This is a genomic window from Pseudoalteromonas sp. (assembly GCF_041613455.1).
Taxonomy (GTDB): Bacteria; Pseudomonadota; Gammaproteobacteria; order Enterobacterales; family Alteromonadaceae; genus Pseudoalteromonas.
Genome location: NZ_JBFJHD010000233.1, coordinates 1 through 4,592 on the forward strand (window position 1 = coordinate 1; position 4,592 = coordinate 4,592).

Below are 4,592 nucleotides of genomic sequence, written 5' to 3' on the forward strand. Positions count from 1 at the left end.
TAAGGTTAAGTTTACTGAGCTACACAATGCCGGAAAACGCTATGCAGTGGTTGATGCGTTTAATGACACACACTTAGCCACCTTAGGCGAAGCAGCGAAGTCGCTAAAGTTAGTCACTGGCGGCTCGGGATTAGCCGCGGGCATCGCAAAAAACTGGCAACCGCAGTTACGCGCTCAAAGCGACACGCAAGCCGCGGGCTTGCCAAGCAAAGCGCCGAGCGTCATATTATCGGGTTCGTGTTCGTTAATGACCAATCAACAAGTATTACGCTATAAACCCCTTGCGCCTCATTTTGCAGTAGATGTAGCGGCCTGCATGAATGATCAGCAGTATGTACAACAAGCATTTGACTGGGTAGTCGCTCACCTAGATAGCAAGTTTGCGCCTATGGTCTATGCCACACAAGCCGCAGATAAACTCAAAGCCATTCAAGCAAAATATGGTGCACAGGCATCAAGTGCAGCGGTAGAGCTATTTTTTAGCAAGCTGGCTTACTTATTAAAAGAATTTGGCGTACAGAATTTTATTGTTGCCGGCGGTGAAACGTCCGGCACAGTAACGCAAAGCCTTGCCGTAAAAGGATTTCATATAGGCCCGCAAATCGCCTCGGGGGTACCTTGGGTTAAGTCTATTGATGGCTCGTTATCACTAGCGCTTAAATCAGGTAATTTTGGCGATGAGTTGTTTTTCGAACATGCACAGGAGTTTTATTTATGACAGAACAAGATCTTAGAGAGAAAATGGTGAGCTTAGCGCTTTCTATGTTTCAGCGCGGCTACGCCACTGGCGGCGCAGGTAACCTATCGCTTAAATTACCCGACGGTAATTTTTTAGCGACCCCAACCGGCGCATCATTTGGCCGCTTAGTCGCAGAAGAGCTGTCTGTTGTAGATATCAATGGCACACTCATTTCGGGTAAACGCGCTTCTAAAGAGGTGGCGTTTCACTTAGAGATTTATCGTAACAAGCCTGACTGTAATGCCATCGTGCATTTACACTCGACTTACCTCACTGCACTGTCTTGTTTAGAAACGCTAGACCCAAATAACGCCATTCGCCCGTTTACCCCGTATTACGTGATGCGTGTGGGTGAGTTACCGGTTATTCCTTATTTACGCCCTGGCGAGCCCCGTATTGCACAAGAGCTTGGTAAGCTGGCCCCCCATCATCGCGCGTTTTTATTAGCTAATCATGGTCCAGTGATCACCGGCAGCGATATAGAAGATGCGGTAGACAATGCAGAGGAGTTAGAAGAAACAGCTAAGTTAATGTTTATCCTAAATAACCACCCGGTTCGTTATCTAACTCATGCTGAAGTAGATGATCTTAAAGGCAGAGGCAAGTAATCACCTCATTGCTAGCAAATCTCTGTAAACTTTTTAACCGCGTCACTCACTGAAATAATTTGAGCAAGCACTCCAAACAAGGTTTACAGAGGCACTGGTTATTAGCACAAGCGACACGCTGCAGCTTAACGCAAAGGTAATTAAGGCACTGCATCGGCAATAATTAATTACGTATTTTTTTACCTCTTTATTTAGCACTATACTAACTTTAACTATAAATGGTTATTTCGGTAATTAATCTATGCATAGGTTTTTGAACCGTATTACTCGCTTCTATCAATATTGAAACTTTAACTTATGTATAGCAACCACCATTAACAACCTACAAAATACGGATAAACAATGAACAATTTAACTAATTTAGTCCCTGCGGGTGTCGTTAGTGGCGAGCATTTAAAAACGTTATATCGTGTTGCTCGTGAAAATAACTATGCCTTTCCCGCGGTCAATGTGGTTAGCACTAACTCGATAAATGCAGCGCTTGAAGCCGCTTCGCTGTGTAAATCACCCATTATTATTCAATTATCGCATGGTGGGGCCGCATTTTTTGTTGGCAAAGGTGTGCCACTAAACGACCATCAACCCGCTATTGTGGGCGCTATTGCCGCTGCTCACTATGTGCATGCAGTAGCAAAGCATTATGGTATTCCGGTGGTACTGCATACCGATCATGCGGCTAAAAAATTACTGCCGTGGATAGATGGTTTATTAGCAGCCGGTGAAGACTATTTCAAACTGCATGGCAAGCCGTTATTTAGCTCGCATATGTTAGATTTATCTGAAGAAACACTCACTGAAAATATCGACACTTGTCAGCAGTACCTAGCGCGGATGGCAAAAATTGCTATGGGCATAGAAATAGAGCTAGGGTGCACGGGCGGTGAAGAAGATGGGGTGGATAATTCACATCTCGATTCGTCGTTACTTTACACCCAACCTGAAGATGTCGCTTATGCCTACCAACAGTTAAGCCAAGTGAGTGATAATTTCACCATTGCCGCATCATTTGGCAATGTCCATGGGGTATATAAACCCGGTAATGTGAAATTAACCCCCAAAATATTAAAAAATTCCCAAGCATTTGTCAGCGACAAATTTGCGTTAGCACCTAACAGTTTAGACTTTGTGTTTCATGGGGGCTCCGGCTCTGCAGCCTCAGAAATCACTGAAGCTATAGGCTATGGGGTGATTAAAATGAATATTGATACCGATACGCAATGGGCTAGCTGGGAAGGCGTTAAAAATTACTATGAAGCAAATTCGGCCTACCTACAAAGCCAAATTGGTAACCCCGATGGCGATGATCGCCCCAATAAAAAGCACTACGATCCGCGCGTATGGTTACGTAAAATGGAACAGTCAATGGCACAACGTTTAGCCATTTCATTTAAAGAGCTTAATTGCCTTAATCGATACGAGGAAAATGCATGAAACGCTTAATTCCTCGTTTAGAGCAAGACAATGTTGAGATTGAATTAATTTTACTAATTAAAACCATACTCACAGCCTGTAAAGAAATTTCATTTCGCGTCGGTCAAGGGGCATTGTCAAATGTATTGGGCTCGACACTTGATGAAAACATTCAGGGTGAAACACAAAAAAAGTTAGACGTTATTAGTAATCAACTACTCAAAGATATGCTGTTAGAAAGTGGCAAAGTAAGAACCATCGCCTCTGAAGAGGAAGACTATGTCGTTGCCGCCACTGACGATGCACCGTATATTGTTGCCTTTGATCCACTCGATGGCTCGTCTAACATCGACATTAATGGCCAAATAGGCACTATTTTTACTATTTACCGTGCTAATAATGAGGTGCCTGCTGAGAGTGAATTGCAGTTTGCACAACCCGGCTCAGAGCAAGTGTGTGCCGGGTATGTTTTGTATGGCCCATCGACTATGTTGGCGCTGACTACCGGTGGCCCATCTCGCTTATACACCTTAGATAAAACCCAAGGCTGTTTTTTACTCACAACAGAAACCCTGACCATAGCAGCAGAAACAGCAGAGTTTTCGCTGAATATGGCTAACTTTCATCAATGGTCATCGGGTTTCAGTCATTATGTTAATGACCTGCTCTTAGGTGAAAATGGCGTACGGGGTAAAAAGTTTAACATGCGCTGGAATGGCGCTATGGTCGGTGATATGCATCGAGTTTTATCGCGTGGGGGGATTTTTTGCTACCCCAATGATGAAAGCAAGCCTGCGCAACCCGCCAAACTACGTTTATTATACGAAGCAAACCCATTGGCGATGTTAGTGGAAAACGCCCATGGCAAAGCATATACAGAGCATGAACGTATTTTGTCTATACAGCCTACGCATATTCACCAACGCGTCGCCGTTATTATGGGCTCGGCGAACGAGGTTGATACATGCCTCGCGTATTTAAAGTAATGTGAGTGCATTTGCGCCCGCGCTGGATTACCACTAGCTGATATTAGCTTTGGGCTTCGCAACACAGTTCAAAGCGCTGTTTATATAGCGGGCAATAAAGCACAGCGGAATTTTAGCTATTCCCTGTGCTTATACAGCATACAGCGGCTTATTGCCTTGCTGCTCTATTAGCTACTTTTAAGTATAAAACGACGTATTAAGCCGTATTACAACACGTACACGGTGCAAAAACGTTTCTATAGCGCCATCGTTAGCCCCACACCCAAAAGTGTGAAATTATGTTTATTATTGTTTTAAATTATAAATTTTTTCTATAAAAACAAAAACTCCCGCTTATATTGCACAATTTACAGCGCAAACACCTCATCAATTGGTCTTATTTGTGAATTAAAGTGCTTGACGATCAAAAAGCCTTAACATATAGTCACAATAGTTAACTAGATTTAACAACAAGTGTGCATCATCGCTATTAATGTGAATAAATGCATAGTTACCGTGCTAATGATGCAAGTTTTCAATAGCACGTGAGAGTTCCGCCTGCAAATGACCGCTGATTGCATTACGTGGCCTTTTTGTCACAACGGTTGGCAAGCAACACAGCAATGCCGTGCTCAAGATTTTTAACGGTATTAACTTACCGAATGTGGAGAATGAATAATGTTACTGGGTGTTATTGCAGACGACTTTACCGGCGCAACCGACATTGCTGGCTTTTTAGTGGAGCAAGGTATGCGCACGGTGCAACTTAACGATGTGCCGCAAAATAATACCGTGGTTGACGCGGATGCGGTTGTGATAAGCCTTAAAACACGTTCTTGCCCTGTAGAGCAAGCAATAGCACAAAGCGTA

At 43.6% G+C, this 4,592-nt stretch carries 5 protein-coding genes; all 5 read left to right on the forward strand.

Going from position 1 to position 4,592, the window contains the following annotated elements; all coding sequences use genetic code 11:
* Positions 1-718: four-carbon acid sugar kinase family protein (locus tag ABYB02_RS14935; protein WP_372763202.1), on the forward strand; the 718-nt coding region annotated here is incomplete at its 5' end.
* A complete protein-coding gene (locus tag ABYB02_RS14940; RefSeq protein ID WP_372763203.1) occupies positions 715-1,347 on the forward strand; it encodes an aldolase in 633 nt (210 codons plus the stop codon). The genes ABYB02_RS14935 and ABYB02_RS14940, both read left to right, overlap by 4 nt.
* Before the next feature lie 342 nt (positions 1,348-1,689).
* Entirely contained in the window at positions 1,690-2,778 is a 1,089-nt protein-coding gene (gene fbaA, locus ABYB02_RS14945; RefSeq protein ID WP_372763204.1) for a class II fructose-bisphosphate aldolase, read from the forward strand.
* Positions 2,775-3,743, forward strand: coding sequence for a class 1 fructose-bisphosphatase (locus tag ABYB02_RS14950; RefSeq protein WP_372763205.1), 969 nt, complete (start codon positions 2,775-2,777; stop codon positions 3,741-3,743). Before fbaA ends, ABYB02_RS14950 begins: the two co-directional genes overlap by 4 nt.
* A gap of 657 nt (positions 3,744-4,400) precedes the next feature.
* Positions 4,401-4,592, forward strand: a 192-nt coding sequence (locus tag ABYB02_RS14955) for a four-carbon acid sugar kinase family protein (RefSeq protein WP_372763206.1), incomplete at its 3' end; no start/stop codon positions are given.